Origin of the sequence: Salidesulfovibrio onnuriiensis, assembly GCF_008001235.1 — a bacterium.
GTDB lineage: Bacteria > Desulfobacterota > Desulfovibrionia > Desulfovibrionales > Desulfovibrionaceae > Pseudodesulfovibrio > Pseudodesulfovibrio onnuriiensis.
The window spans coordinates 1,212,880-1,237,489 of the sequence record NZ_CP040751.1 but is presented as its reverse complement, the minus strand read 5'-3'; the positions used below and the strand labels follow the sequence as shown (position 1 = coordinate 1,237,489).

Genomic DNA, 24,610 nt, shown 5'->3' with positions numbered 1-24,610 from the left:
CCGCAGGCCTTTCCGCAGACCTCCTCCTGAAAAACAGGGGCGTGAAATGCTTTGTCCGAAAGGTTGGCATGGCGATTGCGATATGGAGAAAAAAAACACCAGCGCCGCATACCCGGCCTGGCGAAATTCCGTGAAAACCCATTACTCAGGAGCTTTGAAAATGAAAGTTGGAATCTTGAAAGAAATCAAGGCAGCGGAAAATAGAGTCGCCATGACCCCCACCGGAGTCGAAATCATGTGTGCCAACGGGCACGAGGTCATGGTCGAAGCCTCGGCAGGGGTTGGCAGCGGCTTCCCGGACGAGGCCTATGCGGCCGCGGGCGCCAGGATCGTCGAAACCCCGGCCGAAATCTACGCCGCCTCGGACATGGTCATGCACGTGAAGGAACCGCAACCTTCGGAATACGACATGGTCCGCGAAGACCAGATCGTCTTCACCTATTTCCACTTCGCCCCGGACGAGCCCCTGACCCGCGCGTTCGTGGCCAACAAGTCCATCGCCATCGCTTACGAAACCGTGGAAGGCCCCGCCGGTGACCTGCCGCTCCTCACCCCGATGAGTGAAGTCGCCGGCCGCATGTCCATCCAGGAAGGAGCCAAGTACCTGGAACGCGACTTCGGCGGACGCGGCCTGCTCATGGGCGGTGTCACCGGCGTGGCCCCGGCCAACGTGGTCGTCATCGGCGGCGGCGTGGTCGGCACCAATGCGGCGCAGATGGCCTGCGGCCTGGGCGCGAAGGTCTCCCTGCTGGACATGAACCTGGCGCGGCTCCGCTACCTCTCGGAAGTGATGCCCAAGAATTGCTTCCCCATGATGAGCAGCCCGGCCCTGCTGCGCGAGCTGGTTCTTGACGCGGACGTGGTTATCGGTGCAGTACTTGTCGCCGGGACCAAGGCGCCGAAGCTCGTCACCCGCGAGATGCTCAAGTCCATGAAGAAGGGCGCCGTCATCGTAGACGTGGCCATCGACCAGGGCGGTTGCTTCGAGACCTCCCAGCCCACGACCCACCGCAACCCGGTGTACGAGGTCGAAGGCGTGATCCACTACTGCGTGGCGAACATGCCCGGCGCAGTGCCCGTCACCTCGACCATGGCCCTGACCAACGCGACCCTGCCCTACGCCCTGGAAATCGCCAACAAGGGCTGGAAGCAGGCCGCCATCGAAAACAACGCCATCAAGACCGGCCTGAACATCGTCAACGGCAAGGTCACCTACAAGGGTGTGGCGGACGCCTTCGGTCTGGAATACGTCCCCGTGGACAACGTGCTGTAAAGGAAAAGGCTCACGGCAATTCAACAACGATGCTTATCAAGGAGTTTGCCCTTCGGAATCCAAGGTAACCAAACCAAGGAGATGAGATGGAATTTTTGACTATATTGGATGGAGTGGTTGGAAAAATAGGAGCGTTCGCCTGGGGGCCGCCCATGCTGATCCTGCTGGTGGGAACCGGCGTATGGCTCACCTTTGCCCTGCGCGGGCTCCAGATCAGGAAACTGGGCTACGCCCTCTACCTGGCGCTTATCAAACGCAAGGAAGCAACCGACGAACCCGGGGATATCACCCACTTCCAGGCCCTGATGACCGCGCTTTCGGCAACGGTCGGGACCGGGAACATCGCGGGCGTGGCAACGGCCATCGCCGTGGGCGGACCGGGCGCGCTGTTCTGGATGTGGGTCACCGGCCTGGTCGGCATGGCCACCAAGTACGCCGAAGCCGTTCTGGCCGTGAAATACCGCGTCGTGGACGAAAACGGCGAAATGAGCGGCGGGCCCATGTACTACATATCCAAGGGCCTCAAGAAACCCTGGCTGGGTGCGGTCTTCGCCTGCTTCGCCTCGGTGGCGGCCTTCGGAATCGGCAACATGGTCCAGTCCAACTCCATTGCCGACGCAGTGGAGGCGACCTACCAGGTCTCCCCGTTCGTCACCGGTGTGGTTCTCATGGTCTGCGTCGCCGCGGTCATCCTGGGCGGCATCAAGAAGATCGGTCAGGTAACCGGCTTCTTCGTCCCGATCATGATCGTCTTCTACATGACCGGCGCTTCGTACATCATCTTCACCAATATAGGCGGCATTCCCGCAGCCCTCGGGCTGATCATCGACCAGGCATTCCATCCCACGGCCGCCGTGGGCGGCTTTGCCGGGGCATCCATCATGATGTGTATCCGGATGGGGGTCGCGCGCGGCGTGTTCTCCAATGAATCCGGCCTGGGAAGCGCCCCCATCGCGGCGGCCGCTGCTCAGACCAAGCAGCCTGTCACCCAGGCCCTGGTGTCCATGACCCAGACCTTCATCGACACTCTGGTGGTCTGTACCATGACCGGCCTGGTGCTCATCCTCACCGGGGCATGGTCCAACGGACTGACCGGCGCGGAACTGACCACAGTCGCCTTTGCCGCAGGCATGCCCGGCGGGGACCATGTGGTCACCATCGGCCTGATCCTGTTCGCCTACTCCACCATTCTCGGCTGGAGCTACTACGGCGAAAAGTCCATCGAGTACCTGCTCGGCGTGAAGGCCGTCATGCCCTACCGCCTCCTCTTCATCTGTTTTGTGGGGGCAGGGGCAGTGGCCAAGCTCAGCCTTGTCTGGAACATCTCGGACGCCCTGAACGGGCTGATGGCCATTCCCAACCTCGTGGGCCTGCTCCTGCTGACCCCGGTCGTGGTCGGGGAAACCAGGAAGTACTTCGAGGCCATACAGCGGCGCGGCCGCTCCGGCAGCCTCGAACCGGCTTCGCAGACCGAAGACTAGGCCCCAAGGCCCGGCGACAACAAAAGCACGCCCCCTCCGGACTTTCCGCCCGGAGGGGGCTTTTTCATGCGCCCGCTGTTGCGGTTCCTATTTCGAATGCATCCCGAAGAGAAAACGGACCGGATTCAAGGGCCTGATCAAAACTCCGTAGGTCACAAGAATCATGGTCAGGCTCGCTATGGTGTTGATCACGCACTTGACCAGCATGGGCAAATCCAGCTGGACCACGTACCAACCCGCGATCAGTATGGCGGTCTGATGAAGGATATAAAACGGAAGCACGGCCTCGTTGCCCCAAACCGTCCAGTCGCGCTTTTCGGTCAGCAGGCGGGAACCGTAGCCCAAAATGACGACAATCCAGCTCAGCGTCTGCAGGCTCATGGTCACCTGGTACAGGGTATACGGCAGGAAGGGGAAAAAGGACTGGGCATGCATCGGGTAGCCCGTCCCGAGAAGAAAATGCATTTCCGCGCCGAATCCCGCCACGCCCACCAGCAAGGCCCACGGAGCGCACCGCTGCAGGGCCGGAACAAACCGTTCGTCCGAGGCGAAGATGTAGCCGATGATCGAGTAAAGCGAGAAATACCCGAAGTCGGCCCAGGTATGCTCACCATGAAACACGCCGCGCAGACTCATGAGCACCAGAAAAAGGGGAATGACGAGCAGGAACGGTCCGACGCCTCCGGTGCAGGCGGCCGCGATGCGCTTGCGGACCCTTCCGCCGGATTCCGAGCGCAGCCACAGGAATACGGGCAGCGTCGCCAGCGAGACATAAAACAGGAACCACAGAAACCAGAGATGCCCCGAAAAGAAACGCACAAAGGGCGGCTCGAAGTCAAAGCCCATGCGCTGGAAGAAATACCCGTAGCCCTGCAGCCAGCCGCCAAAGGTCATGCCGCTGGTGATGCGATCCAGGGCGAACTGGGGCGGCAGAAGCAGCACCACCCCCACGGTGTACACGGGCACGAGCAGCCGCAGCGCCCGCTCCTTGAGGAACAGCCCGCCCGTGCGGCGGCCCAGTGAATACCATGCGGCCATGCCTGAAAGCAGAAAGAAGAGCGGCATGACCCACGCGTCGATAAAGCCCACAAAAAGGGAAAAATAGACGGAAGTCTGGGCGTTCTTCACGTGCCAGCCAAAGGTGTCGAAGAGCCGGGCATTGTGGAACAGGAAAATGACCAGCGTGGCCAGGATGCGGATGTTGTCGATATCGTATCTGCGGGCATTCATAGGGATCCAAATAGTAAACAAATGATTTTATGGCAAAGTATTCCGCGCGAAAAACTGTAAACAATTGTTAGCCGGGTTAGATTCCTTCGCTTTCTATTGCAGTGCGTTTGATCGATGCTAGGATATGCGAAATCCAATTTCAGCCGAGAGGTGAACATGAAATCCAGAATCGTCACTTGCTGCATGGTTATCGGTATCCTGATGATCGCCGTGTGCGCCCGGGCCCAGGAAAACTTCGGCCCGCGAATCCCCACGGCCTATTTCGCGGTCACCGGCGTGGGCCAGTCCGACGACGGCATCCCGCCCGACCCGTACGAAACCTTTTCCTACGACCTGGCCCTGCTGGACGCGGGCATCGAGAATTTCAATGTGGTCTACTACACCTCGGTGCTTCCGCCCGAGTCCTATGAGGTCCCCTTTGAAAAGGCCAAGCCGTACATCCGCCACGGCTCGGTGCTGGAAACCATCATGGCCAAGGCCGGAGGCGTGAAGGGAGACACCGTGGCCACCGGCGTGGGCCGGGTCTGGGCAGTGGACAAGGACGGCAAGTACATAGGCGGCTTCGCGGCCGAATACGAACGCATCTACAGCGGCGAGACCGTGGACAAGGACAAGGCCTATGCGGATGCCAAGGCCCAGCTGACCAAGTCCCTCAACCACGAGCTTTCCATCCGGGGGCTCAAGCAGAAGGGAGACATGACCTTCGACATCACCTCCCTGCAGATCACCAAAAACTACGGCATCGCGCTTTCGGCGCTGGGCTTCGTGGGCTTCATCTACCCCGAGCCCTTCCCTCTCCAGAAGTAGGACATGAAAAAGCCCCCGGCTCGCTTGAACCGGGGGCTTGCTTCTTGCGTTCGCTTGTGGCGGATCAGTTCCAGTTGCCCTGGAAATCCTGCGGTTCGACCAGCTTGAAACCGCGCTCCCTGAGTGCGGTCTCCACGGGCGCGGCGTCCTCGGTGGCCACACGCAGCACGATGAGGCGACGTTCGCCCTTGAAGAAGGTGGACGAGGAAATGATGGAAAGCTTCATGTTGGCAATGACCCCGGCGGCCTCGTAAAGCACGCCGGTCTTGTCCTCCACGTCCACGGTGATGCGGCAGCCTCCCTCGCGGAAGCCCATCTCCTCCACCAGAACGTCGAGCATGGCGTCGCGGTTGACGTAGCCCAGGATCACTCCCGCGCCGTCCACCACGGCCAGCCCGGCCAGGTTCATCTCGTGCATCATGTCCGCGGCGGCCTCCACTTCGGCCTCGGGGGAAATCTTCCGGATGTCGCGGCGCAGGATGTCCTCGATGGTCAGCTTGTCCAGGAATACGGTCTCGCCAAGGCGCTCCATGGCTTTGACCACGCCGGGCAAGGCGCCGGCAATATCCTCCTTGGGAACGTATCCGACCAGTTCTCCTGCCTCATCCACCACAAGCAACATCCAGAGCTTGTCCTCTTCCAGCTTTTTCTGGGCGTCCTTGACCAGGGTCTGCGGAGTGACGGTGGCGAAATCCTGCAACATCTTGAATCCTACGAACATTCAGCATCCTCCTGAAATGGCGTCCACAGGCGGGGTGAACGCGTGGCTCTCTTGGGGCTCCAATGGGTATGCACCTATGAAGCAGGGTCCGGGAAGGAAGTCAAGGAGTAAGTCTCCAGAACATCAGCCCCCGAACGACATGTACATGCGCCGCACCATGTCCGCGGGCATGCCCGTATCCCAATGGCCCGTGGCCCGTGCCGCCGCATAGGCCAGCAGCAGCACGCCCACCGCGCCCAGGGCGGGCACCCAGAACGGCAGCCGCCTGCTCCCGGCGCTCACGGACAGGCAGCCCTCCACGGGACAGGCCCCCACGCAGGCGGTGCAGCCCATGCACTCGGGCGAATTCACGCTGATCTTGCCCGACACCGTGATGCCGCCCGGGCAGATGCGGTCGCACTTGCCGCAACCCACGCAGCGGTCCGCGTCCCGGCGGATGCCCAGCGGGCTGAGCAGGGAGCACAGGCCCAGCAGCGCGCCATAGGGGCACAGGTACCGGCACCAGAAGTTGCGCACCACCACGCCGAGCACGGCAAGCACTGCCAGCGCGCCCAGGGCCGTGGACGACGGCGCAACGAAGAAGTCGAGCATCTTGGCGTCGGCCACCATGTTGTACGGTGCGCGGATGAACTGCTCGATGCCCCGCAGGCTCATGGAGACAAAGGTGGTGTACAGGAAAAAGCCCAGCATCACGTATTTCACGGCCATGAGCGGATAGTCCGCCCACCTGGGCGGCACCAGGGCCAGACCCAGCCTGCGCCCCAGCTTCTCGGCCATGTTGGAGACCAGGCCCACCGGGCAGATATAGCCGCAAAAGCCCTTGCGGAACAGCCAGGCCATGACCAGGGCCGCCACGAAAATGGTCAGCCCGGCCGGGTGCACCGGGTCCCACTGGCCCGTGAGCAAAAGCCGCTTCAGGCCCAGCAGGGCGCTGATGGGCAAAAATCCCTCCACGGAAGCGGGCTTGGGAACAAAGGTCTGCGAGCCGCCCCTGGCCCACTCCACGAAAAGGAGGAAGCGCCAGCCCGCATAGAGACAGAACAGGGCGAACGAAACCTGGATGATGCGCCGGAGCGAGAACGGATTGAAAACGCGGTTGGACGTGGGCATGTGCATGAGGGCTGGTATACGCCGCCCTCCCACAACGTCAACCCATGACCGGAACCTGCGCCCAAAAAAACAAAGAGGCGCTGCATGGCAGCGCCTCTCCGTCATTGGGAATGGAGGTGTCTATAGGGAACGCCGACTAGTGGTCGCAGGTGTTCTGGCCGGTGACCAGGGAGCCTGCGAGGAACTTGTTGACGATTTCCTCGGGAGCGACGGCGGGAGCGCCGGTGATGACCTTGACGCCCCTGTCGGTGAACATGGCCTGGGCCCTGGCGCCCATGCCGCCAGCGATGACCAGGTTGACCTTCTGGTCCGCGCACCATGCCGGAATCACGCCCGGCTCATGCGGCGGCGGGGTTTCCAGGGTGGTGGCGATGATGGACTTGAGTTCGGTGTCCACGTCCACGATGGCGAATTTTTCGCAATGGCCGAAGTGGTTGCACAGGGTCATGCCCACCACCGGAATGGCGATGCGGACCTTGCCGTTTTCGCTGGGCAGATCGTCGATCTTGGGCATCATATTGTTCTCCTGAAGAAGGTCGGCCATGCCGAGCATGGGCTTGATGATGGCGTTCATGGCCTGGGCGGTGGCGCTGTCGTGGTCCACCTTGACCAGGGGGAAGCCGTCGTCGCCGGAGCGGGCCACTTCCGGGTCCATGGGAATGCGTCCCAGGAACTTGGCGCCCATTTCAGCGGCCAGGGCTTCACCGCCGCCCGTGCTGAAGATGTTGTGTACAGTGCCGCACTCGGGGCAGGCGAAACCGGACATGTTCTCCACGATGCCCAGCAGGGGGTTGCCCAGCTGGCGCACAAAGGAGACCGAGCGGCGCACGTCGTCCACGGCCACGCCCTGCGGGGTGGTGACGATGACCGCGTGTGCGTCCTGGCCCAGGGTCTGCAGGGTGGAAAGCGGCTCGTCGCCAGTGCCCGGAGGGCAGTCGACGATGAGGTAGTCCAGGTCGCCCCAGGCCACGTCTTCCACGAACTGCTTGATCAGGCCGATCTTCACCGGACCGCGCCAGATGACCGCGTCGTTCTTGCTGGGCAGCATGAAGCCCAGGGACATGACCCAAAGGTTGCGGCTCCAGGAAATGGGTTCGATGACCTGGTCGCCGATATGCGGCTGCTGGCCTTCCAGGGAAAGCAGACGCGGGATGGACGGGCCGTGCACGTCCACGTCGAGCAGGCCGACGCGCTTCCCGGCCAGGGAAAGGGCCACGGCAATGTTGGTGGCGACGGTGGACTTGCCCACCCCGCCCTTGCCGGACATGACCACAATCTTATGCTTGATGCGGCTCAGGGTTTTCTCGAGCTTGAGATTCTCGGGGCCCTTGTCGCAACCGCCGCTGGAGCATCCGCCGCCGGGGGTGGCGGAGGAGCAGCTTCCACATGCGTCACTCATGTTCTTTTCTCCTAAAAAAGTGGGATTCCGGCCAAGGCCGGTGCAAAGCAAGAAATAAGCACTGGGGCGGTCGTGTCAAACCGCCCCGGCAATCTTTTTCCGGCAGTCTCCTACCAGTGGCCTTCCTTGTCCGGACCCGCGGCTTCCTGCAGCGTTCCAGCCTTGTAGGCTTCCACCAGTTCCTGGATGGAACCGCCCGCGCCGAGAAACACCCCGATGCCGCCGTGGCTGAGCGCCTTGTAGGCCTTGGGGCCCACGTGCCCGGTAACGACCGCCTTGGCTCCGGTGGCCGCGACGTTCTGGGCGGCCTGTATGCCGGCGCCCTGGGCGAGCGTCAAATTCTGGGTATTGTCCACAAATTCATGCGCACCGGTTTCCAGGTCGAAGATGACGAAACCCGCCGCACGTCCGAAACGGGGATCCAGGGGACCGTTCAGGTCCGGACCGCCGCTGCTGATGGCTATTTTCATGACCGCCTCCGTTTGTTATCCATATTCAGGACACCGTCCGCCCCGGCCCGTCGCCGTCCCAAACCTCTGCCGGCCCGGCAGCAGCTCATTCCCGGCGTGGCGCTGCTGTCGGCCGCGGCACGGCAGCCGGGCATGGCCAGCGCACTCAAGGTGTCGCTGCGGAACGCTTCGAGTACTTCCTCGACGCCGCCCCTGACCCAGGGACGGACGGTGATGCCTGCGTTGATGAACTGCTGTTGCGTCCGCCTGCATACAGCACCACAGATGAGCGTACTTACCCCGCAGGCCTGTATGGCGGATGTCCTGTCCATTGGGTCCTTTGAGGGAAGGGATAGGTGGCCTGCGGGGTAAATTCCGTCGCCATCCACCTTGTAGAAACGGAACTCGTCCGCATTGTCGAAAACGGATGCGAGCCGGTCGCCGTAACAGGCAAGGCAGATGATGGTTTCGCTCATACTGGTCATAACTCCTGCAGGCCCCATAGCACAGCCTGTGCCATTCACTTTCATCTGTTATTTCAGCTAAATAAGAAAACGCACCCAGGTGCGGAGCGGCGCAATCTACGCCGCAGGGGAATTGCGGGGCGTATTATTCGCCCGCCGAGAGCTCGTCGCAGCGCTGGATCATGCGGCGCAGGGTGTCCTTGGATATGCCCAGCTCGCGGCAGGTGGCCATCTTGCGGCCCTGGTTGCGCTCCAACGCGCTCATGACCGCGCGGCACTTGATCTCCTCCAGGGTGCCCACCATGCCCAGGCCCGCGTCCTGCCCCAGGCTGGGGCGGATACTGTCCGGCAGGTGCTCCAGCTGGATGAAGCCCGAGGAACAGAGAATGAAGGCGAATTCGAGGATGTTCTCCAGCTCGCGCACATTGCCCGGAAAATCATGGCGCAGCAGCAGGGCCATGACGTCCTCGGAGATCCCCTCCACGCACTTGCCCTGCAGGGCGTTGTACTCGCGGATGAAATGGTCCGTGAGCAGCGGGATATCCTCGGGGCGCTCGCGCAGGGACGGCAAACGGAGGGTGACCACGTTGAGCCGGTAATAGAGGTCCTGGCGGAAGCTGCCGTCGGCCACCAGGGATTCCAGGTCGCGGTTGGTGGCGGCCACCACGCGCACGTCCGTGGGCTGGGGCTTGACCCCTCCCAACGGCTCGTAGACCTTTTCCTGCAGCACGCGCAGCAGCTTGACCTGGAGCTTGGCTGGCAGGTCGCCGATCTCGTCCAGGAAGATGGTGCCGCCCCGGGCCAGCTCGAAGCGGCCGGGCTTGTCGCCCTTGGCGTCCGTGAACGCGCCCGCCTTGTATCCGAACAGCTCGGATTCCAGCAGGGTGTCGGGCAATGCGCCGCAGTTCACGGCCACGAACGGGCCGTCGCGCCGGTCGCTCAGATTGTGCACGGCGCGGGCGAACAGCTCCTTGCCCGTGCCGGACTCGCCCAGCAGCAGCACCGTGGCCTCGCTGCGGCTCACCTGCGGCAGGATGCGGAATATCTTCCCCAGCGCCTCGCTGCGGCCCACGATGTCCTCGAAGGAATACAGGTCCTCCACCTTGCGGCGCATGAGGTGCAGTTCGGTGAGGTCGCGAAAGGTCTCCACCCCGCCCACCACATCGCCCCTGGCGTTGCGCAGGGGCGCGGCGGAAATGGACACGGGCACCCGCTCGCCGTCGGGCCGGACAATAAAGATGGACTTGCCGGAAATCACTCCCCCGCAGTCGATGCATTCCTTCAGGGCGCAGGACCCGTCGCAGAGACTGGAATGGAACACGTCGCGGCATTTCTGGCCCATGGCCTCTTCGGCCGGGATGCCGGTGATGCGCTCGGCGGCCTCGTTGAAATAGGTGATGTTCCAGTCCGCATCCACCGTGAACAAACCGTCCGCGATGGAGGACAGCACATCTTCGAAAGGGAGCTCTTTGGGAAATGACATGGGCGTACCCTACGCCCGATTCATCCCTATGAAAAGTACTGAAATACCCGTTTTGGGCAAAAAATTTGCCCTCTCGAAAAAATAGGCCTCCGGAGGGCATCGCTGCTGTCCTCATCCGTAAGGCCCGAAGACTCGCCAACGGCTCATCCCTTATCTGTAAAAAGAGACCCGGCCTCGCTTTGCGAGGCCGGGTCTCTTTTTATTATCCAGAATTCCAAAAGGCTTGGCCCTTTGGTGGGGTGCAGGGGCAACGCCCCGCCTGAGCAGCCCCTGTTTAGGCTTTCTTTTCAGCCCTCTTCTCTCTCAGCCATTTGTACCACGTTTCCAGCCCGTCGCCGTTGCGGCAGGAAATGGGCATTACTTCGATGTCCTTGTTCAGGCGCTTGGCGTGGTTGGCCGCAACGTCCAGGCTGAAGTCCACATAGGGCAGCAGGTCCACCTTGTTCAGCAGCATGACGGCCGAAATGTGGAACATGAGGGGATATTTCTCGGGCTTGTCGTCGCCCTCGGTGACGGACAGGAGCGTGACCTTGTAGTCTTCGCCCACATCGAACTCGGCCGGGCAGACCAGGTTGCCCACGTTTTCCACGAACAGGATGTCGATACCGTCCAGGTTCATGGACTTCATGGCATCCAGCACCATGCCGGAATCCAGGTGGCAGCCGCCCTCGGTGTTCACCTGCACGGCCTGTGCGCCGGTGGCGGCCACGCGGCGCGCGTCATTGTCGGTCTGAAGATCGCCTTCCACCACGGCCATCTTGAACTCGTCCTTGAGGTCCGTAAGCGTACGCTCCAGCAGGCTGGTCTTGCCAGCGCCCGGCGAACTCATGAGGTTCAGGCACAGGATGCCCTTTTCGCGAAAAATCTTCTTCAGGTCTTGGGCGATCCTGTCGTTGGCTTCCAGAACGTTTCTGACAATGGGGACTTCCATGCTCATCTCAAAAGCTCCTTATTCGGCCGGGTCTTCTTCGTCTGCGGGTTCCACGAAATCAATATACAATTCTTTGCCCTCCAGGACCTCGTGACCGAGCATGGCCTCGCACTTGGGACACGGCATGTACTTGGTGTCGTCGGGGTGGAATTCCTCCCCGCACTCACCACACTTCACCTTGAGCGGAATCTCCTCCAGCTCCAGGATGGTGCCGTCGAACCGGGTGTCGGGAGTCAGGGCGGTCCAGGCGAAATGGAGGGCGTCGGAAACCACTCCGGCCAGGGCGCCGTTCTTGATGACCACCCGCTTGAGCTTGGCGATGTCTCGCTTGGTCATCTCGTCCTCGAGAATGGACAAAATGCTTTGGGCTATGGACATTTCATGCATAGGAAGAATGGCTTACCGCAAATCCCCATCCACGGCAAGACGGCCGCCCATATAATCCGCCATACCATGCCGCCCCGCTCTGGAATGCAAAGCGCCCTCCCGCCGTTTTTTCCAGTCCATGAATAGAGCAGCGGCAGCCACGCGACACAAAAAAAGCAGGCCCGACGCGAACCCTGACAGCTATGGATGCCGAAGCCCAGAAACCCCAACCCCAGGCGGTTCAGAAAATGCCGGATACGCGGCACAAAAAAAAGCCAGACCCGACGCGTATATGACATACGCGAGGGTCTGGCGTTTTTGCAGTAACAAAGTAGACGGTGCTTTCTGGGCCGCCTAGCGGGCGATCATGTTGCGCAACGTATCAACGCAGTTCTCGCAGTTGTGTCCCATCTGGCTGAGGCAATCGATGAAATGGGTCAGCTGGTAAATATCCTTGAAGTCGATATCCGAATTGTAGATCTTGCTCTGCAGCCTGTAGGCGGCCTTGCGGATCACCTCGCGCTCATGGCGCACCTTGCGGTAGCTCTCCTTGGTGCCCTGGCGGTCCAGGGATTCGCCGTGCACCAGGGCGATGGTGTTCTTGAGGGCCGGGCCAAGCAGTTCGGTGGCGTGGCGCACGCTGTCCAGCAGGTTGATGAGATCCTTCTGGAACGCGGGCGGCACCGGAACCGGGCGCATGCCCAGCCAGTGCAGGGCGTCCTGGGCCGCATCCAGGATGTTGTCCTGGAACTTGGTGTAGTTCAGGAACATGCCCTTGTCCACGGCCATGAACAGGCCGCGCGGCAAATGGTTGCGGATGTTGCGCTTGATCTTGTCGGCATGGTTCTCGATGGTGTCGATGGTCTTTGCCAACTCCTCGAATTCACGACAGACGCCGCCGGAAACATAGCACTCCAGGGACTCGTCGATGGTGGCGATGCACTCGGCGATCTTGTCGTAGTGCTCGATGAGCCCTTCCATGGGGGGACGCTTGGCAATGAGGCCGAAAAAGGGAATCTTCAAGTACATGTAATCACTCCGTAAAAAATGTATGCAATCAGCAAGTTGCCGGTATCTTGAATATTAAAGGCACATCCACTTCAATAACTCGAATATCAGAATACTGGTGAAGGCCGCAATGGGAACCGTAAGCACCCAGTAGAAAACGATCTTGCCCAGCACCCGGAAATCCACGGCCCCGAAGCCGCGCGCAATGCCAACGCCCACCACGGCCCCCACGGCCGCATGGGTGGTGGAAACGGGCAGCCCCAGGTTGGAGGCCACCAGCACGGTGCTTGCCGCACCAAAGTCCACGGCGAAACCGCGGGTATTGGTCAGGGTGGTGAGTTTCTGGCCCACGGTGGCCATGACCTTGTGGCCCAGCACCGCGATACCCACGGCAATGCCCAGGCCGCCCAGCACGAGCATGACCAGGGGCACTTCGGCCTTGGCCAGGAGCTGGTGTTCCTTGGCAATGAGATAGATGGCGGCCACCGGTCCGATGGCGTTGGCCACGTCGTTGGCGCCCTGGGAAAGGGCCACGTAACAGGAGGTGCCCACCTGCATCTTGCGGAAGACCATTTCCACGCCCTCGGCGCCCTCTTCCACGTTCACCACGATGCGGTTGACCCACATGCGCGCCAGCAGGAACACGACTGCGGACAGGGCCACGGCAATGCCGATGGAGACCGGCCAGGGCAGTGCGAGGCTTTTGCCTATGGGAGTCTTGTACAGGAAGGACAGGGAAATCAGGATGGCGGTGACGGCCACCCAGAACGGCGCCCAGCGCCGGGCCTGCTCGATGAAGTGCTTCTTGTAGAGAATGAAGCGCCGGATATGGCTGAAAACCACGAAACCGATGATGGCTGCAAAAAACGGGGAGATGACCCAGGACATGACAATGCCGCCCATCTTGAGCCAATTGACCACGTCCATGCCCCCGGCGGAGATGCCGAAGCCGGTGATGGCCCCCACGATGGAGTGGGTGGAGGAAACCGGCAGCGACGTCAGGGTGGCGATGAGCACCCAGACCCCGGCGGCCAGGAGCGCCGAGAACATGCCGATCATCATGACCGTGGCGTCGATGCGGCTCGGGTCGATGATCCCCTTGCTCACGGTGGCCGTGACGTGGGAGCCCAGAAACACTGCGCCGGCAAAGTTGAGGACCCCGGCGATGAGGACCGCCTGCCGGACGGTAATGGCCTTTGCCCCCACGGCCGAGGCCATGGAGTTGGCGACATCGTTGGCGCCCAGGTTGAACGCCATCATGAAGCCCGCAAACAGGGACATGTAAAAGAACAGATCGTATAAATCCATCAATCCCCCTCCTGAGGGGACGGTTTATGGAAGATTCAGGACGCCCTGGGCGCTTTCAGGCGGAAACAGAACCGCGCGCCCCGTGTATCCTCACCATAGCCGTCATGCCAGATTTCGCCGCCGAAGTTCTTGACGATGCGCCGGCAGATGGCAAGGCCCAGCCCTGCGCTGCCATGGCCGTCGATGGTATTCTCGTCCACGCGGAAGAACCGCTCGAACACCTTGAGACTGTGCTCCTTGGAGATACCCGGCCCCTGGTCCTCCACACAGAAGGATACGGAGCCGTCCCCCACCTCGGCGGAAACGGTGATGACCCCGCCCTCGGGGCTGTACTTGACGGCATTCTGCATCAGGTTGTGAAACACGTGCAGCAGTCCGTCCGGTTCGCCCATGACCTCCAGTTCGGCTTTCTCCGGGAGCGCCAGCTCAAAGCGAATGTTGCGCTCCCCGGCCAGGAGGGTCAGGTCATCAAGTGCCCGATGCAGGACTTCCCTGCCGGACACGGGAACAATTTTCAAGGCTTTTCCCATCTGCTCGGATTTCGCCAGAGCCAGCATGCTGGAGATGACCTTGTTCATATGGTCGGCATTCTTGACGATGATCTCAAGAAAGCTGCGTGCACCTTCGAAGTCTTTCGGAGGATTGTCAAGCAGGGTTTCGGAGTACCCCTTGATGCTGGTCAGGGGGGTGCGAAGCTGGTGGGAGGCGTTGGCCACGAAGTCGCGCAGCCCCTTTTCCGCCCGCTTGATCACGGTGATGTCGTGGAAGACGAGGATGAGCTTCCGCGCGCCGTGATGGTCGTTGTAGGGCAGGCCGGAAACGTCCACGATGCGCCCGTCCATGAGCTCTATCTCGGTCTTGACGAAATCGATGTCCTCGGAAAGGAGCCTGTCCACGAGATTCTGGATCTCGTAGCGGCGGGTGACCTCGATGGGCGTGCGGCCCACGGCCGTGCCGGGCATGGAAATCATCTCATCCATGGCCGCGTTGTAGGACATGACCCGGCCTTCGTGGTCCAGGGCCATGACCCCCTCGTCCATGCCTTCGAACATGGCCCGAAGACGTCCCTTCTGGTCCTCGATGGTCTGGATGTGCTTCTCGATCTTCCGGGCCATGGCGTTGACCGAGGAGGCCAGGGGCTGGAACTCGCCCCCCGGAAACGAGCGCAGGCGCATGGAATAGTCGCCCTCGCCTATCTGGCGAGCCACCTCGGAAAAGGCGCGGATGGAACGACCCATGTTATGGGAAAGATAGGCGGAGAGCCCGGCCGCTGCGGCCAGGATGCCCAGAAAAAGCCACAGGAAATTGATGCGCAGGCTGTTGAGGCGGTCCTGCACCTGGGAAAAGGGAACCGCCAGGCGCAGCACACCGGAAGGAAGACCGGCAAAGGCGTCCATGGCGCAGGCCACATAGATCATGTCCTTTTCCAGGGTGGTGCTGTAGCGCAGGTGCATGCCCACGCCGTCGGCCACCGCGGCGAGCACCTCGGGCCGCTTGCCGTGGTCCTCCATGGCGGACACCCTGTCGTAGGGCACTTCGGAGTCGGCCACCACGCGGCCGTTGACGATATAGGTGATACGGCTGCCCAGCTTGGAGGCAAGGGTCTTTGCCCAGGAATCCAGGGCCTGTTCGTCGGCAAAGGACGCATGCCCCCGCAGCAGCCACTTGACCGTGTCGAGCTGTTGCCGGGACTTCCGCTCGGTCTCCCGGACCAGTTCGGAGCCCACCAGGGTGGAGGAATAGAAAAAGGCCACCGCAAGGGCGAGAAGCAGCATGGCCCAGCCCCACACAAGCAGCCGCATCTGAAAGGAACGCAATCTCATTCTCTTTACCCGTTTCCGATACTCGACATCCTGGTATTCGCGAACGCACTCCGCTCGCGTGCGCACCCCTACCACACTTGTTACGGCAACGTTACAAGAAAAATGTTACAATTGCGTTACAGGTGGCGCAAGAGCCGATATCGCCTGGCTGATGATTAAGGAAAGGCGGAACGCCGCCACAACCCCTCCGACAGGAGTCGCGAAATCCATCCCGCTTCCGGAAATTCCATAGCATCACGGCGTCGCGTCATTGTCACAGGGGCATGGCGGTTGGCAAAAATTCCTGCCCGAAGGCCACAAAAAAGCCGCCCGAAGGCGGCCCTTGGCAACTTGGAAGTACGAAAACTACATCATGAAGAGATGGACGCCGAGCACCACGGCCAGCGCCAACACCAGCGAACGGACAAAGCCCATGCTCAGGCCCAGGAAGGCCCCCATGACCCCGAAGGCCAGGGTCAGGAATTCATCGTTGACGCGCATGCCGCAGGCAAAACCGGCGGCCATGCCGCAGGCGCCGCCAAAGACGCGGCTCAATAAAATGTTATGGTTCATGGTCAGGCTTTTCTGATAGCTGCCGTTCATGTTTCCCCCTCCGGACGGGCCGGGGCACGATACGGGTTAAGCGAATATTTATTGCACATTCTATCGAGGAAAAGCGCAAACCTGTCAACACGCCTGCACGGAAAAGCCCGTATTTGCACACAAAAAGGGGGAATCCCCCGTACAGCCGGGAGAATCCCCCAGAAACATGTTTCCGTTCCGCAAGCGCCGCAGGGAACGAAAAGACGGCAGCCCCGCGTTTGCATACGCTTCGGGCCGCCGTCCTTGGAAACAGCATACTATGTATATAGTAATGGGACTCTTACATGCCGCGCATGCAGGCCATCAACTCCTCGGAAACCTCCAGAAAGCAGACGCCGTTGCGAATCTCCACGCGTACGTTGGTTTCAGGGATAAGCGCCATATCCTCGGCCACATTTTCCCATTTGCCGCGCAGCCAGTCCGGGCTCACGCCTTCCTTTTCCATCTCCTCCATGGGATAGCTTTCAGCCACGACCCAACCCATATTGCTCGCTCCTTGTAATTAATAGCTTCTCGGGTTCATTCCCAAGAGACAAAAGACTTCGTAGGGGATGGTTTCCCACCATTCGGCCAGTTCGCCCGGCAGGATGCGCCCCGGCGCGGGACCGCCCAGCAGGTGAACGACATCGCCCACGCGCACGGCCTCGCCCTTCCCGGCAAGGCCCGTCACGTCCACGCAGGTCATCTGCATGCAGACCCGGCCCACCACGGGCACGCGGTGCCCCCTGAAATTCATCCAGCCCCTGTTGGAAAGCCCTCGGCTGTAGCAGTCGGCATACCCGACCCCGACCACGGCCACAAGCATGTCCTCCTCGGCCACATAGGTATGCCCGTAACTGATGCCCTGGCCTTTGTCGAGGGCGTGCACGCTCAGCACCGGGGCGGAGACCTCCATGGCCGGAAGCAGCGCTTCGCCCACGTGCCTCCATTCCGTACCTTCAAAGGGATTGGCCCCGTACAGGGCGATCCCGGCGCGCTGGCTGTCGCACAGGCACTGTTCGTGGCCCAGGATGGCTGCGGAGTTGGCCAGGCTGGCCTCCACCGCGTACCCGGCGCCGCGCAACTGGTCCACCACCTCCAGGAAGACAGTGCATTGCTCCGTTGTCAGGCCGCTGCGCTGCGGCTCGTCGGCGACGGCCAGATGGGAGGCGACCATGACCGGCCGGATATGCGGATGGCGCGCACAGAAATCCAGAATTTCCGGAAGCTGTTCCGGCCGGAATCCCAACCGCGACATACCCGTATCAAATTTGAGGGCTATGTCCACCGGGTCCGAGACTTCCCTGCCCAGGGCGCCCAGGGTATCGGCATGGCCAATGAAGGGAACGATGCCCCTGGGACCCAGGGCCGCGAAATCCGGGGCGTCCACCGGCCCCAGCAGGCTGATGATGCGGCCCGCATAGCCCGAATCCCGGAGTTGCACGCCCTCGTGCACATACCCCACGGCGCAGGTGTCGGCCCCTTCGGGTTCCAGGGCCCGGGCCACCTCGCACAGGCCATGTCCGTAGGCGTCGGACTTGATCACCGGGATGATCCGCCCGCCGATCTCCTTCAGCAGCCGGTAATTATGAGTGATGGCCTCCAGATCGACACGCACCTGCAACTTGGAATAGGCAATCATGGCAGCGGTCCTATTTGCGCTTGAAAAGTTTTTCCAGCTCCGAAGCCCCCCAGCGGATGGTCACGGGTCTGCCATGGGGGCAGAACTCCCGGTCCGGCGTTGCCAGCCAGGCCTCGAGCAGGGCCATGACCTCGTCGTGGGCCAGAGACTGCCCGGCCTTGATGGCCGACTTGCAGGAGAGCATGATCCACAGGTCCTCCAGACCCTTTGCCCTGGAAACCAGGGCGTCCGCAAGGTATTCCCGGGCCTGGCCCGCCTCCAGGGTCGGGGGCACGCCCTTGACCAGCACCCGCTCGCGTCCGGCCATCTCCAGCAGAAAGCCCATGGAACGCAGACCGTCCCACAGCTCCTGGAGCTGATCGGCCTCGCTGGGGTGCAGAGGAATTTCCAGGGGAATGGCCAGGGGCTGGGAATTGCCGGAAGTGCGCTCGCGCTTCATGGCCTCCAGCAGCACCCGCTCGTGGGCCGCGTGCTGGTCCAGCAGCACCAGCTGCCCGCCCTGCTTGAGAATGAGATAGGTGTCCGCGAACTGCCCCAGGTAGGTAATGTCCGTGCCCGCCAGCTCCATGGGCCGGGGGCCCTCCATCCTTGCCGAGGGTGCCTGCGGTTCGAAACCGTCGGAAATGTCCTCATACACCGGAGGCGCAATGGGCAGGCCCACGGATGTGGCCACCGGCTCGGGTCTCGGCGAGGACGTCACGGACCGGTACTCCCGGTACGAGGCAAACTTGGGTTCCCCGGCCGGAACATGCGACCGTTTGGAGGGCTCCGGGGAGTCCGGCCGCACTCCATACTCGCGCAGGGGCTCGCCCGGACGCACCGGCACGCTTGGCGCCTCGGGAACGAAGGTGGCTTCGGTCGAGGCCAGGGCCTGCATGATGCCCCGGCGCACCGTGGCGAACACGGCGCTCTCGTCCATGAAACGGACCTCCATCTTGGCCGGATGCACGTTCACGTCCACCTCGGAGGGCGGCAGCTCCAGGAAAAGCACGACCTGGGGATATTCGCGGGAAAGCAACATGCCCTTGTAGGCCTGGCGCACGGCCTGGAGCATGACCTTGTCGGCCACGGGCCTGCCGTTGACGAACAGGAGCATGCGGTCGCCGCGCCCCTGGGCCGTATTGGGAGAACCGGCCAGCCCGTGCACGCGGTAGCCGTCGCGCTCGGCATCGAAGGAACGCAGACCCTGGCAGACGGCGGGCGGCCAGAACTCGGCCATGCGCGCCTCCAGGGTCTGGTCCGCGGGAAGCCGGAAAGACTGGCGGCCGTTGACGGAAAGGGAAAAACCGGCCTGGGGGTGCGCCAGGCTGATGCGCATGAGGCTGTCCTGGCAGCGCTTGTTCTCGGTGCTTTCGGTCTTGAGAAATTTGAGACGGGCCGGGACATTGGAAAAAAGCCCGCGCACTTCCACGCGCGTGCCCGCGGCCAGGGCTGCCGGCCCCTCGGCCTCCACCTCGCCCGAGCGGACCTCGATGAACCAGGCGCTGGCCGCGCCCTGCGCCCGGGAGGTCATCCTAAAATGCGAAACCGAGGCAATGCTGGGCAGGGCCTCGCCGCGAAAACCAAAGGAGGCGATGGACGTCAGGTCGGCCAGTTCGCTGATCTTGCTGGTGGCGTGCCGGGTCACGGCCAGGCCGAGTTCCTCCTGGTCGATGCCCCAGCCGTTGTCCTGCACCACCATGAGCGAACGCCCGCCCTGCTCCAGGGTCACGTCCACCCGGGTGGCTCCCGCGTCCAGGCTGTTTTCCACCAGTTCCTTGACAACGCTGGCCGGGCGTTCCACCACCTCGCCCGCGGCGATCTGGTTCCGCAGGCTCGGCGGCAGCGGCTGTATTCTCTTTCTTTCGGACATGGATTCGCTTCCTAGAAATTGAACAGGTCGAACCGGACGCCGTAGCTGGTGTCGCCGGGCTCGGACTTGAAGTACAGGATCATGTCCCAGCACTCCTGCATCCAGCGCAGGTTGACCTCGGTTTCCAGGTTCCTGTTGTCGTCGATATTCTGCCGCCAGTCCAGCCCCAATTCGAAGTTTTCGGCAAACTGCCAGGTGGCCCCGGCGCGCAGGATGTTCATGCGTTCGTCGCGGGTGCGCTTGTACTCGTCCACGGGCTCCCGGAAGTCCAAGCCCATGTAGACCTTGCCAAGCCCCTCCTTGTACAGGGTCAGCAGATGCTCGTGCTCGGTGATCTTGCCCATGTAGGGCGAGAACCAGGCCCGCATGGTCAGGGAGACATAGTCCTCGGGCTGAAGAATGACCTCGGCCATGAAATCGGAGAACGGCCTGCGGTCGTACCTGTCCTGCAAGTCCTTGCGGGTGGCCTCGTTTTGATCATAGGACTGGGCGAAACGCACGGTCAGAAAATCCAGGTAATCGGTCTGGAGCACCGGCGTGGTGGTACCGTCCGCATTGGCCACCATGACCACCTGGTCCCGCCTGCGGTCGAACACGTTGGTCAGGGAATAGGTGGTCTCGTTTTCCCCGTAGAGGCGGTCGCGGGAATCGAAATAGGGCAGCTTGGACTGCCCCGTGCGATTGGGCCGGTAGGAATATTCCACCCGAGGTTCGACCGAGTGGCGCAGCCGGGTCCAGCGGCTGACGCCGGAATTGCTCAGGGTCGGCTGGACCGGCTCGTTGAGCATATAGATACGTTCCAGTTCCGAGAACAGGGAAACCCCGCCCTCCCAGACCGTACGCGAATTGAAGCCGTCCTCGGTACGGTCGCTCACATAAGTCACGTTATTGATGGTTATGCTGGCGTCTTCCTTGTCGGTATCATACAAGGTCTGGTAGCCCGTGGCCTTGGGAATGACCGTGAGATAACGGCTGCGCAGAGGCAGGCTCACCGACGGGCGCAGATCCAAACGATGCCCGGAATCGCCATAGTTGCGGTGGAAATAACTGTACTGGGCGTCGGCCTCGAACTCGAACATGGACCCGAGCAGGGAATCCTTCCACAGGAAACCCTCCAGCTGTGGCAGGGTCTGCACCGTGAAATTCTTGCTGTCGTTGTAATTCCCGTTCATGAACATCAGGTTCTGCAGATATTCGGCCCGGGCCACCACCCCGCCCTTGTCCCAGCTGCGGGACAGGAAAATCTGGTTGGTGCGCACCAAGGAATCGGCGTCATCAAGACTGCGGCCGAGCTTGTCCTCCAGCTCGGAGGAAATCTTGTCGTAGCCGATCATGCCTTCCTTGAACTCGCGCAGATAGTTCTGGTCGGACACGAGATCCATATCGGCCTTGACGCGCCATTGGGTGCCGCCCAGCCAGCCGGTATACTTGCCCACCATCCACCAGCGGTTGCGGTTGGGGCGGGTCAGGCCATCGTCGTCGAACTGGCTGTCCTCGTCGGCCTCGGTCCTGTCCACGCGCGCGTCATTGAGCCAAGTACCCAGGAACATGGCCTTGGTTTCGGTGTTTGGCGCATAGCGCAGCTCCACCCCCTGCATGAGCCCGCGCTTGCTCATCCAGTTTTCGTAAAAGGTGGCGTCGGCCTCGTCGTTGATGACCCAGTAGTACGGCTGGTTGATCTTGAAGCCGAGCCGGTTGCTGGACCCGACCTCGGGCATGAGGAAACCGCTTTCCCGCTTCCCGCCCGTGGGCAGGGAAGCCCAGGGCCAGTAGGCCACGGGCACGTCCTTGATGCGGAATGCGCTGTGCCAGATGCGTACGTTGCCGTCCAGTTTGATATCGCCGTAGGCCGCGGTCATGGACCAGTCCGGCCGCTCGCCGCTGCAGCGGGTCACCCGGGCGTTCTTGAAGGCATAGGTGTCGCCGGGTTTGCGTTCCAGCAGCTCGGCTTCAACGAAGACATGGGGCTTGGCCACGAAGATTCGGCCGTTCTTGAGCCAGCCGAGCATGTTGTTCAGGTCGAACTCTGCCTCGGTGGCCTCCAGGAAGTCGCCCTCCCACCGGGCGCGGATGTTGCCGCGCAGGTAGATCCAGCCGGTATCCCGGTAGTAGCGGGCATAATCGGCGCGGATAGAGTCCTCGCCCATGGTCAGGGTGCAGTTGCCGGTGGCCGCCAGGTATTCGCTGACATGGTCGCCCACCACCTTGTCGGCGGTGAAGACCCACTTGTCCGTTTCCACGGGCTTGGGAATATCCTGCATGGGCACGTACCGCCGCACCTCGGAGATGCGGGGGGACTTGCCCAGCAGCACCAGCGGCAGGCATAGCAGAAGGGCGGCGATCACCATCGCCAGAAAGACAGAGCGCTGCGGTTTAAGTCTCAAAAAAACCTCTCGGCCGACCCGTTACGATTTCAGGTAGGGGTCGTCCTGAGCCAGGTAGTTTCTCACGTAGTCCTTGGCCGCTTCCTCAAGAGGCGTCATTTCCACGTCGCAACCCGCGTCGCGGAGCTTTTGCATCTTGGCCTCTGTAAAATACTGATATTTATCCCGAATCTGTTCAGGCATCTCAATATATTCAACGTTCGGCTCACGTTCCATGGCGGCGAAGACTGCATTTGCCAAGTCATTCCAGGTCTTTGCAGTTCCCGTGCCGACATTGAAAACGCCGCCCGCCTCCCGGTGCTCCAGGAGCCAGGCCATGATGTCCACGCAGTCCTTGACATAGACGAAATCGCGCCTCTGGCCGCCGTGCTCGTATTCCTCGCGGTAGGATTTGAACAGCTTGAGCTGCCCGGTTTCGCCGATCTGCCTGTAGGCCTTGCAGATGACGCTGCGCATGTCGTCCTTGTGGTATTCGTTGGGGCCGAAGACATTGAAGAACTTGAGGGAGGCGATCTGATTCAGGAGACCGGCCTTGAGCGCCCACATGTCGAACAGCTGCTTGGAATAGCCGTACATGTTCAGGGGCTGAAGCCGGGATATGCCCTCGTGGTCGTCATCGAAGCCATGCTGCCCGTCTCCGTAGGTGGCGGCGCTGGAGGCGTTGATGAACCGGGCGTTGTTCTCGATGCAGAAACGGCACACGTACTGGGAATAGCGGTAGTTGTTCTCCATGAGGAAGTCCGCGTCCAGCTCGGTGGTGGAGGAACAGGCCCCCATGTGGATGACGCCCTCGGTCTCGAAGGGGTCGTCCCCTTCCAGGATCAACTTGAGAAACTGGTCCCGGTGCAGATAGTCCTCGTAGCGCAGGTTCACGAGGTTCTTCCACTTCTCGGACTTGGCCAGGTTGTCCACAACCAGGATGTCGTCAATTCCCATCTGGTTGAGTTTCCAAACCATTGCGCTGCCGATGAATCCGGCGCCGCCGGTGACGATATACATATTCGCTCCTTGCGTGTGTCTCGTAATGAACGCCATGCGCGGGGCACTCCCCTGGACGCCATGGCCATTAAGCAGCGAATCATACGCTGAACACCGCCGCTTCGCAACCCGTGGCCGCTCAAGGATTTTTCACGGCTTGCCAAGCGGGAAAACCACAGGGGCGTTATTAATTTCCCTATGAGCTTGCGCAGCACCATGAACTTGTTTACAGCATAAAATAACATGGCTTTTTTGAACTGGCCGCCGGATTCCTGGCGAATATCAAAAAGGAGTTAGAAAATGAGTCACCGGAAACAAATCACGAAAACAGCACTGCTTTTGGCGCTGGTCGTCATGTTCGCTTTCCCGGCCATCGCCAATGCCGCCAACATGGTGCCCAAGATCGACAACTTCATCTTCTTCGTGGACCAGTCCGGCTCCATGGCCCAGGCCCACAAGACCCTGGGAACCAAGAAGCTCGACATGGCCAAGGACACCCTGGCCCGCATGAACAAGAAGATCCCGGCCCTGAGCTACAACAGCGCCCTGTTCCTGTTCGCGCCGTTCGAGGCCAAGCTCCAGCCGGCCAAATACAACAAGGCCGCCATGTGCAGCGCCATTGCCGGCATCAACAGCGACCTCGGCATCTTCAACCGCCTGACCCCCATGGGCGACGGCCTCATGGATGTGGATCCGGTCATCTCCGGCATGCAGGGAAAGACCGCGCTGATCATCTTCACTGACGGCGCATCCAACATCGGTGCAGACCCCATCGCCCAGGCCAAGGCCCTGTACGCCAAGTACGGCGACCGCCTGTGCATCCACGTGGTCAGCTTTGCAGACACCGACGCCGGCCAAATGGTCATCGATGAAATCCGCGGCCTGTCCGGCTGCACCGTGCCCGCCGACGTGAGCAGCCTGTCCGACGACGCCGCCATGGCCAAGTACGTGCAGGACGTGTTCTACGGCATGGCCGAAGCCCCGATGACCCCCGAGGGCGGCGAGGTCATCACCTTCGACCTGCACTTCGGCTTCGACAAGTACCAGATCACCGACGAGATGATCCCCATCCTCGAGCAGGCCAAGATGATCCTGGAAGAAAATTCCGCGGCAGCCTACATCATCGAAGGCCACACTGACTGGACCGGTACCGATCAGTACAACCAGGGCCTGTCCGAACGCCGCGCCAACTCCGTGAAGAAATGGCTCATCGATAACGGCATTGGTTCCGGACGCTTGCAGTCCATCGGCTACGGCGAACTCAAGCCCAAGTTCGACAACTCCACCAAGGAAGGCCGCAGGCTGAACAGAAGAGTTGAAATCCACACCAAGTAACAGTA

The 24,610-nt window shown here is 61.5% G+C and carries 22 protein-coding genes; 4 read left to right on the top strand and 18 right to left on the bottom strand.

Annotated elements, in window-relative coordinates:
* Positions 1-160: 160 nt before the first annotated feature.
* Together ald and FGL65_RS05705 are read left to right on the top strand one after the other, a co-directional pair.
* The gene (gene ald / locus FGL65_RS05710; protein ID WP_147820089.1) at positions 161-1,273 is read left to right on the top strand and encodes an alanine dehydrogenase; all 1,113 of its coding nucleotides are present in this window, start codon (positions 161-163) and stop codon (positions 1,271-1,273) included.
* Positions 1,274-1,359: 86 nt separating this feature from the next.
* Positions 1,360-2,754: an alanine/glycine:cation symporter family protein gene (locus tag FGL65_RS05705; RefSeq protein WP_147820088.1), complete on the top strand. Its 1,395-nt coding sequence runs from the start codon at positions 1,360-1,362 to the stop codon at positions 2,752-2,754.
* A gap of 87 nt (positions 2,755-2,841) precedes the next feature.
* On the opposite strand, the gene FGL65_RS05700 is transcribed toward FGL65_RS05705, so the two are convergent.
* On the bottom strand, positions 2,842-3,984 hold the full coding sequence (locus FGL65_RS05700; protein ID WP_147820087.1) for an acyltransferase family protein: 1,143 nt from the start codon (positions 3,982-3,984) through the stop codon (positions 2,842-2,844).
* Between the two features lie 156 nt (positions 3,985-4,140).
* Between FGL65_RS05700 and FGL65_RS05695 the strand changes: the two genes are divergently transcribed.
* Positions 4,141-4,791: a pyruvoyl-dependent arginine decarboxylase gene (locus tag FGL65_RS05695; RefSeq protein WP_250645583.1), complete on the top strand. Its 651-nt coding sequence runs from the start codon at positions 4,141-4,143 to the stop codon at positions 4,789-4,791.
* A 64-nt stretch (positions 4,792-4,855) separates the two neighbouring features.
* Here the strand turns inward: FGL65_RS05695 and FGL65_RS05690 are convergent, their stop codons facing one another.
* The 17 genes from FGL65_RS05690 to rfaD all read right to left on the bottom strand — a co-directional run bounded on the left by FGL65_RS05690 (position 4,856) and on the right by rfaD (position 23,291).
* Positions 4,856-5,512, bottom strand: a complete 657-nt coding sequence (locus FGL65_RS05690; protein WP_147820086.1) for a CBS domain-containing protein — start codon at positions 5,510-5,512, stop codon at positions 4,856-4,858.
* Between the two features lie 123 nt (positions 5,513-5,635).
* A complete protein-coding gene (locus tag FGL65_RS05685; RefSeq protein WP_348981321.1) occupies positions 5,636-6,628 on the bottom strand; it encodes a 4Fe-4S binding protein in 993 nt (330 codons plus the stop codon).
* 130 nt (positions 6,629-6,758) lie between these two features.
* The gene (locus FGL65_RS05680) at positions 6,759-8,021 is read right to left on the bottom strand and encodes an iron-sulfur cluster carrier protein MrpORP (RefSeq protein WP_147820085.1); all 1,263 of its coding nucleotides are present in this window, start codon (positions 8,019-8,021) and stop codon (positions 6,759-6,761) included.
* A gap of 110 nt (positions 8,022-8,131) precedes the next feature.
* Positions 8,132-8,491 carry a NifB/NifX family molybdenum-iron cluster-binding protein gene (locus tag FGL65_RS05675; protein WP_147820084.1) on the bottom strand — a complete coding sequence of 120 codons (360 nt, stop codon included), beginning with the start codon at positions 8,489-8,491 and terminating at the stop codon, positions 8,132-8,134.
* The gene (locus tag FGL65_RS05670) at positions 8,488-8,946 is read right to left on the bottom strand and encodes a NifB/NifX family molybdenum-iron cluster-binding protein (RefSeq protein ID WP_250645582.1); all 459 of its coding nucleotides are present in this window, start codon (positions 8,944-8,946) and stop codon (positions 8,488-8,490) included. Before FGL65_RS05670 ends, FGL65_RS05675 begins: the two co-directional genes overlap by 4 nt.
* A gap of 133 nt (positions 8,947-9,079) precedes the next feature.
* A complete protein-coding gene (locus tag FGL65_RS05665) occupies positions 9,080-10,417 on the bottom strand; it encodes a sigma-54 interaction domain-containing protein (protein WP_147820082.1) in 1,338 nt (445 codons plus the stop codon).
* 274 nt (positions 10,418-10,691) lie between these two features.
* A complete protein-coding gene (gene hypB, locus FGL65_RS05660) occupies positions 10,692-11,354 on the bottom strand; it encodes a hydrogenase nickel incorporation protein HypB (protein ID WP_147820081.1) in 663 nt (220 codons plus the stop codon).
* Between the two features lie 12 nt (positions 11,355-11,366).
* Positions 11,367-11,726 carry a hydrogenase maturation nickel metallochaperone HypA/HybF gene (locus FGL65_RS05655; RefSeq protein WP_348981320.1) on the bottom strand — a complete coding sequence of 120 codons (360 nt, stop codon included), beginning with the start codon at positions 11,724-11,726 and terminating at the stop codon, positions 11,367-11,369.
* Between the two features lie 342 nt (positions 11,727-12,068).
* Entirely contained in the window at positions 12,069-12,743 is a 675-nt protein-coding gene (locus tag FGL65_RS05650; protein WP_147820079.1) for a DUF47 domain-containing protein, read from the bottom strand.
* 54 nt (positions 12,744-12,797) lie between these two features.
* A complete protein-coding gene (locus FGL65_RS05645) occupies positions 12,798-14,030 on the bottom strand; it encodes an inorganic phosphate transporter (RefSeq protein ID WP_147820078.1) in 1,233 nt (410 codons plus the stop codon).
* Between the two features lie 35 nt (positions 14,031-14,065).
* The gene (locus FGL65_RS05640) at positions 14,066-15,853 is read right to left on the bottom strand and encodes a HAMP domain-containing sensor histidine kinase (protein ID WP_147820077.1); all 1,788 of its coding nucleotides are present in this window, start codon (positions 15,851-15,853) and stop codon (positions 14,066-14,068) included.
* A 345-nt stretch (positions 15,854-16,198) separates the two neighbouring features.
* On the bottom strand, positions 16,199-16,435 hold the full coding sequence (locus tag FGL65_RS05635; RefSeq protein WP_147820076.1) for a hypothetical protein: 237 nt from the start codon (positions 16,433-16,435) through the stop codon (positions 16,199-16,201).
* Positions 16,436-16,715: 280 nt separating this feature from the next.
* Positions 16,716-16,919: a hypothetical protein gene (locus FGL65_RS05630; protein WP_147820075.1), complete on the bottom strand. Its 204-nt coding sequence runs from the start codon at positions 16,917-16,919 to the stop codon at positions 16,716-16,718.
* An 18-nt stretch (positions 16,920-16,937) separates the two neighbouring features.
* A complete protein-coding gene (gene alr, locus FGL65_RS05625) occupies positions 16,938-18,056 on the bottom strand; it encodes an alanine racemase (RefSeq protein ID WP_147820074.1) in 1,119 nt (372 codons plus the stop codon).
* Between the two features lie 10 nt (positions 18,057-18,066).
* Positions 18,067-19,908 (bottom strand): DNA mismatch repair endonuclease MutL, encoded by a 1,842-nt coding sequence (gene mutL / locus FGL65_RS05620; protein ID WP_147820073.1) that lies wholly within the window; start codon positions 19,906-19,908, stop codon positions 18,067-18,069.
* Between the two features lie 11 nt (positions 19,909-19,919).
* A complete protein-coding gene (locus FGL65_RS05615) occupies positions 19,920-22,292 on the bottom strand; it encodes an LPS-assembly protein LptD (RefSeq protein ID WP_250645581.1) in 2,373 nt (790 codons plus the stop codon).
* A gap of 21 nt (positions 22,293-22,313) precedes the next feature.
* Positions 22,314-23,291, bottom strand: coding sequence for an ADP-glyceromanno-heptose 6-epimerase (gene rfaD, locus FGL65_RS05610; RefSeq protein ID WP_147820072.1), 978 nt, complete (start codon positions 23,289-23,291; stop codon positions 22,314-22,316).
* A gap of 279 nt (positions 23,292-23,570) precedes the next feature.
* Here rfaD and FGL65_RS05605 point away from each other — a divergent pair, with 279 nt between their 5' ends.
* Entirely contained in the window at positions 23,571-24,605 is a 1,035-nt protein-coding gene (locus FGL65_RS05605; protein WP_147820071.1) for an OmpA family protein, read from the top strand.
* The last annotated feature ends 5 nt before the right edge of the window (positions 24,606-24,610 follow it).

Excerpts from the sequence above, each read along its gene's own strand:
- ald (WP_147820089.1), top strand. The coding sequence starts at position 161 with ATGAAAGTTGGAATCTTGAAAGAAATCAAGGCAGCGGAAAATAGAGTC.
- FGL65_RS05705 (WP_147820088.1), top strand. The coding sequence starts at position 1,360 with ATGGAATTTTTGACTATATTGGATGGAGTGGTTGGAAAAATAGGAGCG.
- FGL65_RS05700 (WP_147820087.1), bottom strand. The coding sequence starts at position 3,984 with ATGAATGCCCGCAGATACGATATCGACAACATCCGCATCCTGGCCACG.
- FGL65_RS05695 (WP_250645583.1), top strand. The coding sequence starts at position 4,141 with ATGAAATCCAGAATCGTCACTTGCTGCATGGTTATCGGTATCCTGATG.
- FGL65_RS05690 (WP_147820086.1), bottom strand. The coding sequence starts at position 5,512 with ATGTTCGTAGGATTCAAGATGTTGCAGGATTTCGCCACCGTCACTCCG.
- FGL65_RS05685 (WP_348981321.1), bottom strand. The coding sequence starts at position 6,628 with ATGCACATGCCCACGTCCAACCGCGTTTTCAATCCGTTCTCGCTCCGG.
- FGL65_RS05680 (WP_147820085.1), bottom strand. The coding sequence starts at position 8,021 with ATGAGTGACGCATGTGGAAGCTGCTCCTCCGCCACCCCCGGCGGCGGA.
- FGL65_RS05675 (WP_147820084.1), bottom strand. The coding sequence starts at position 8,491 with ATGAAAATAGCCATCAGCAGCGGCGGTCCGGACCTGAACGGTCCCCTG.
- FGL65_RS05670 (WP_250645582.1), bottom strand. The coding sequence starts at position 8,946 with ATGAGCGAAACCATCATCTGCCTTGCCTGTTACGGCGACCGGCTCGCA.
- FGL65_RS05665 (WP_147820082.1), bottom strand. The coding sequence starts at position 10,417 with ATGTCATTTCCCAAAGAGCTCCCTTTCGAAGATGTGCTGTCCTCCATC.
- hypB (WP_147820081.1), bottom strand. The coding sequence starts at position 11,354 with ATGAGCATGGAAGTCCCCATTGTCAGAAACGTTCTGGAAGCCAACGAC.
- FGL65_RS05655 (WP_348981320.1), bottom strand. The coding sequence starts at position 11,726 with ATGTCCATAGCCCAAAGCATTTTGTCCATTCTCGAGGACGAGATGACC.
- FGL65_RS05650 (WP_147820079.1), bottom strand. The coding sequence starts at position 12,743 with ATGTACTTGAAGATTCCCTTTTTCGGCCTCATTGCCAAGCGTCCCCCC.
- FGL65_RS05645 (WP_147820078.1), bottom strand. The coding sequence starts at position 14,030 with ATGGATTTATACGATCTGTTCTTTTACATGTCCCTGTTTGCGGGCTTC.
- FGL65_RS05640 (WP_147820077.1), bottom strand. The coding sequence starts at position 15,853 with ATGAGATTGCGTTCCTTTCAGATGCGGCTGCTTGTGTGGGGCTGGGCC.
- FGL65_RS05635 (WP_147820076.1), bottom strand. The coding sequence starts at position 16,435 with ATGAACGGCAGCTATCAGAAAAGCCTGACCATGAACCATAACATTTTA.
- FGL65_RS05630 (WP_147820075.1), bottom strand. The coding sequence starts at position 16,919 with ATGGGTTGGGTCGTGGCTGAAAGCTATCCCATGGAGGAGATGGAAAAG.
- alr (WP_147820074.1), bottom strand. The coding sequence starts at position 18,056 with ATGATTGCCTATTCCAAGTTGCAGGTGCGTGTCGATCTGGAGGCCATC.
- mutL (WP_147820073.1), bottom strand. The coding sequence starts at position 19,908 with ATGTCCGAAAGAAAGAGAATACAGCCGCTGCCGCCGAGCCTGCGGAAC.
- rfaD (WP_147820072.1), bottom strand. The coding sequence starts at position 23,291 with ATGTATATCGTCACCGGCGGCGCCGGATTCATCGGCAGCGCAATGGTT.
- FGL65_RS05605 (WP_147820071.1), top strand. The coding sequence starts at position 23,571 with ATGAGTCACCGGAAACAAATCACGAAAACAGCACTGCTTTTGGCGCTG.